At 41.3% G+C, this 5,885-nt stretch carries 1 protein-coding gene and 1 tRNA gene; one reads left to right on the top strand and one right to left on the bottom strand.

Annotation, left to right across the window (positions count from 1 at the left end; genetic code table 11):
- Positions 1-38 precede the first annotated feature (38 nt).
- Positions 39-5,372, top strand: coding sequence for a hypothetical protein (locus tag R4I06_RS04195; protein ID WP_334414325.1), 5,334 nt, complete (start codon positions 39-41; stop codon positions 5,370-5,372).
- Between the two features lie 11 nt (positions 5,373-5,383).
- Here R4I06_RS04195 and R4I06_RS04190 read toward each other — a convergent pair.
- Positions 5,384-5,456 (bottom strand) — tRNA-Ala (locus tag R4I06_RS04190).
- Between the last annotated feature and the right edge of the window lie 429 nt (positions 5,457-5,885).

The raw sequence follows: 5,885 nt of genomic DNA, 5'->3' as shown, positions 1-5,885 counted from the left end.
CTACAGAAAAGCCTCCTATAGGGACAACAGATTGTGCAATGACAGTATCAGAACACAAACCCACCGATGATACCAATACTGCACAGGAAAGTAACCCCCTTCAACCTCCAGTTCAAGATCAACAACTTACAGTGGTATCAGGTCAAACACCTGAAGATGATATCTCATCTACACAAGAACCCATTCCTCAAGGCCAGAATATTGCAGTAGTAACCGAATCTAGCATTAATCCTAAATCTAATCCCGAAGGTAGAACCCTGTTATCAGATAATGCCCCAAAAGATGACGCTCCCCCTGTCAAAGATGAAATACACTCAGATGTTGAAGTCTCAGCAGAACCCAGAGCCTTAACACCAGATCCTACAGAACAACCTCCTGTAGTTACTGCAGAATCTGAAACGCCACTACAGGATCCCAAAATATCAGGTCCCGTAGATAGCCCTGAACCAGCGCACGAACCTATTGAACCTTCTACCGAAGATGAAAGCACTAACCCCGAAGATGACACTCCTCCTGACCTTAGGACTTTGGTACCAGAACCCGTAGAAAAACCCCCAGTGGCTCCCATAGAACATCAACAATTAATTCCAAATTCTAAATCGGTGGATAAAACAGAATCCAAACCAGAATCTAGAACTTTGCCTCCAATACCTAAGGATCAAAACCCTGCCGCAGTACAACCCTCTAAATCCATAGATAGACCCGTTAGGAACGATCAGAATCCTACAATACAACCCGAAAATGAAACACATGGCTTTGCTGTTCCAGCTTTCGTACCCAGTCCCACACGGGAATGTATATTTCCGCCCTTAATTGCGGTACCAACTACTAAAGTTATAGATGCCATAATGCAGGAACTCGAAATCGTATTACCAGAGACCAAAATTCACTCAGCAGTTCAAGGTGATGAAAATTCATCAAAGCCTGCACAACCTTTAACAGGACTAAATATGCAACAAACATCTGATGCTACTATTCTAAATTCTGAAGAGGAAAATGTATCTTCTCAACATCCAACACCTACCCAAAATGAATTGCAATTACCAAACCTAGTTGACTCCCTCAATGTAGGTATATCCGCATCACTATATTCAAAAAGCAAGATACAAAACATTCCACCGTTGCGGCCAATAAGCGCTAACAGCGGGCCTTCCAGCGGCATGTTTGATGCCCTCTTTGTACACAATTATATTAATCTTTATGAAGGATCTAAAATGACAAGTAACATACAACCAGGCCGGATAATAAGTTCGTCTCCAACTACTAACAAATATCATGCGGTCTTGTTAAACGACGATGGTACAACTACGGAACTCAGTCCTTATAAGTACCAAGTTCTTCAACGGGGAGCTTCATATGACCCTATGTTGATGTGCGAAACCGCTGAAGGACAAAAAATCTTGGTAGAGAAAAACTTCTTCTTTTTGAAAGCAATAACCGAGCTTCACGGCGGTAACCTTATACACAGGCTCACATTCTGTGATGAAAATGGGGTAGAAATTTCTCCTGATGATATAAAATATCCGGAAAACCATAATTTGGAAAAGGACTTTAAGTACTACTCTCTGGAACTTGCATCTGGCAGCAGATCCCTACCAGAGCCCATACGTAGAGTCCTCATATCTAGCCCCACAGAATACGCTGCACATTCTATGGAGGGTATAATTCATAGCCAAGGCAATGGCCCAATATTTGAGATAAAAGTAGATAATGAAGAATTTGGGATATACGAACTTAATAGTTCTGAGAAAGTTGGTACATTGAACAGTAGACCTTTGTACTTCAGTACGGTTAATGGGGAAGAAAACACGTATTATCTTCACCACGACACCCATACAAGCAAAATAGACGTAGAGCCCCGCACACAAGAAGCACCAACAGCAAAATTTTTCGGAATAACGCCCAGGGGTGTTGTGACATATACGGATCGCTCAACTGCAGAATACAAGATTCCGCAAGTGGCAAGGTCCCCTGAGGATTATGAGTCATTCGTGAAAGCAATTACATCTTATCTTCTCAGGGGAGAGCTGCCGCAAGACTCTATGGCAGTGGAGTTTACAACAATACCTGTACAGGGTGATAAATCAAGATCTGGACTATCGGATATACATGTCACACTGGATAATGGCCCACAACTTTTGCCAAATATTGGCAATCATGATCTGCTCTTTTCCGAAAAGATCTTTGGAATATTGTACATATCAAAAGATACTAACGAGGGAGTAATACTCTGCGACAATACTGAAGAGACAATATTCGGCAATATTGCACCTGTTATTCGTGAGCAATCTTTAGTATACGGCGCGGATGTCCTAGATATTCAACACGCTCATCAACATCAGCCACCAGTACAATTAGCATCTATTTCCTTAAACCTGACCTTAAATGATGATGTTTACACAAATCCCAATACGCACGAATCACTTTTCCCCATATATGCCGTAAAAAAGCTCGCAGATGGTGCAGGATCTCACCCTGACTCTACGGACACAACACTCATAAGATTGCCGGTACCTCATTATGTTTCATTGGCACAAGACGTACTGTTCCTGCATCCAGAAAGTAAATACACATTGAAGTTGGCGCCAGAACATGCGTTTGCAAAGGTTACTTACGATGGTATTGAATACGCCCTGACACCATGTGATAAAAATGGTGTTTCACTAAGAAAGCACACGGATTTTAGTGATTCCCCTGACAAGTATTGCAATAACAGTTCGAACATATGTTCTCAAGTTCTCGGGGGAACTAAAGAGTATTCTAAGTTCGTGCTTAACAACGAAACCCTGAACTTTTCAAACTACACTAAAGGAATTACCTCAGATGAAATCCAGCAAAGTTTGCGTGCAGCATATGAAGATCAAATGCGCGTGGGGAGTCCCTATTTTTTTGAAATTATTACAAAAGATAGACACGCATACTTGAAACCTATCACAGAGACAAAAGTACCTCTCGCTACAGCCTCTGCACTACTTCATGTAGACGGGAATTATCGCACTTGTTCCTTACTAACGCATAGTAGCGCTTCTGATGCGTTACCCACCATAGACTTAGTCGAAGAAAAATATCAACCACTAATATTAAAAGCTCGCCAGAACGTCCTACACACCAATGATTTGTACGCTATAACTGATGGTAAACATCTGTTATTTTCAGAAGATCCTCTAAATGCGCATGTAACTTACAATGAGCCCCTGATTTCAAAATTGCTACAGTCTGTGTTGATGTCAAACCCTTCTGAGGCTTCAGAGAATTTCTCGTGGGATGAATTCTACGCATTAAAAATAGAAGCTACTGATGTTATAAGTAACGACCTATGCAGCTTGGGTGTAAAAACTGACTCAGGAGTATTAGTGCTGCCTAACTTAAGCGAAAACGGAACAACCTTAGGTTTTGCGAATGATGATTTGTTTAAATTGGTGTACAAGCTAGGGGAAACCAATTTCCCTACGAAGGATTTTCGAAACCTGAGAGAAAACGTCTTAAAGGAAATATTTCGAGACAACGCATCCGTAGAAATAGAGTACGACGAATTACAACACACCTCTGACAAAGCTACGTTCCACATACTTGGTAATACACTAAACAGTTCAGGAGACATTCCAGAAGATATTTTCAGTAACATAAAAGATGCACTAACTGAAATACAGGGTGCTGCCAGCCAAAACGCGCCCCCATACGAACCATTGTACCAATACTTGAATCGTCCGGAAAGCGCTCCCATACCTAATAACGATACAAACCAAAAACTTGTATCTGGAGCAATGCCCATATATGTGGATACATTTCGGGAAATGGGAGATCTCTCAGTTGCATCTGTGTACACCATAAGCAATGCAGAAAAAATACCTTTACCGAATACGTGCTATTACTTTCTAGAAGGGCAATTAACAGTCCGCGATATTGCTTCATCTAGAGTTCTTCCAACACAAGTCAAATACCTAAAGATGGTACACCATGCAGACACTGGGAAACCTGCTTTTGCATTTTGTGATGAAGCAGGAAACGAATATGGAGCCGAAACAAGACTTATAGATGTGGAAGATATTCTATTGGACATAAGAAAAGACAACTTTGACTTAGAAAAGATGCACGCTCTTAGTGGCGGATTACCTGTCTTTTCATTAGAACCTGCAACTGCCAGCGACGCAGGGATTTCTAGTGTAGCTTTGTTTCCCACATATAAAAACTACTTATATGATTCACAGCCAAGTTACGTCCCTGTAGGTAATCTTGTAACTTCGTGCTGGGCCATTACAGAGAATACCACCCATGAAGTTGATCACAAAGACTATACGGGATCTTTGTTACACGTGTATCACATATCATCCAGATTACAAAATTTTTCACAACACGTTGTGAAATGGGACTCTAGAGGAAAACATATAGACAGTATCCCTTACAAGCTTGCATTACTGACAGCATCAAACGCGAACCCACTATACGTAGCAGTTGACGGGAATAAAGTTGCATTCTCGCACAAAGATGATGTCTCTAATGCTGCGTTTCATGCGGACGTTGAGTTAAGTACTCTGTTACGAGAGTCATGTGGGCTATCAAATGATAAAGAAAAATTCACATTCATGCTCACATTACGGGAAAACAGCGCCCCTCATGCTTCACATCATCTACCCATATTAATAACAAAAATTGACACTTCACCATCTGCACAACACGAAGAATATGATAATACTGACTTATTTCTAGATATTAGAAACTACACCATGCACCTGGTAAAAAATCAGCGAGATGTGGAAGTAGTATCTACCACGCCATGGTCGAGCGTTTTTATGAATACAGTGTTGCCTAATATGCTGAAAATAGAAGTTTCAAACGATGAAGATACAAATTTGAGATCCTACAAACTTGTCGACGAAGACAACAAGGGTGCACATCTGCCAGAAGAGTGTCGGGTCCTTCTGGATAAACTCATACATACCGATGTATCAGATGTTCCTGCCCCCGTCTTAGGCGCGCATAGCGCAAGCACATCGCAACCTGCCGACGTCATAATAAACCCCAAGCCAGACGAAAAAGCACAAGATATACTACTTGAGTGGACGGATGCAAATCTACATCACGTGTTTACGAATTTGCCTGCGCAACCTGATGCATCTGGGTTGTATCCTCTTTGGATACACGCTAATTACAATGATGTCCTGACCTTTTATCAAAACATAAATACAAAATATCAGAACGGAGAATATTCGTATGAGGAGGCACTGGCACTATACGACAACATAGTGTTAGCATCTTGTAACAACGAGATTTTCTGTGTGTCTTATGGCCATGTAGATAACACCGGAAACGTCCTGGTAGGAGAACATCACTTTGGACACATAGGAGGAGTGGAAAAGATGTTCAATATGTAACGCTAGCAATGTGGAGGCAAGCGGAGTCGAACCGCTGACCTTCTGTGTGCAAAACAGATGCTCTACCAGCTGAGCTATGCCCCCAAACCAGGTGTAGAGGCTAGCATAGCAGCTTTGCCAACTCAAGAAAAAAATGCTGATGCAGTATCAAATTTTCACTGCTGCATTCAGCATCTTTATCTTTTAAACCAACGGGTACAGACCTATGCGAAAAACTTTTACTCAGCGCTTCACCCACATAAAGCCTCAGATAGGTTCCCTACGCGTAACACATAACTCACAATGTTACGCGACCTTACAAAATCTACTTATACGCCTTGATATTCGTCTTATTTGCAACTTTCATAACTTAATAGAAATTAGCAAAGTAGAATCCAGAGTTCATTGCGCTGAACAATTTAATAATTGTGTTCCATTGTGGCATCCTCTAAAATCCGAATGCGTGTGCGGGTTTTAAATGTTTATGCTTTCTTTTTTTAAAAGGTTAGTACATTTTTTTAGAAGGAGTGAGAC

This window comes from Anaplasma bovis (genome assembly GCF_036903315.1).
GTDB classification, from domain to species: Bacteria; Pseudomonadota; Alphaproteobacteria; order Rickettsiales; family Anaplasmataceae; genus Anaplasma; species Anaplasma bovis.
This window is presented reverse-complemented; position numbering and strand designations above follow the sequence as displayed.

Excerpts from the sequence above, each read along its gene's own strand:
- R4I06_RS04195 (WP_334414325.1), top strand. The coding sequence starts at position 39 with ATGACAGTATCAGAACACAAACCCACCGATGATACCAATACTGCACAG.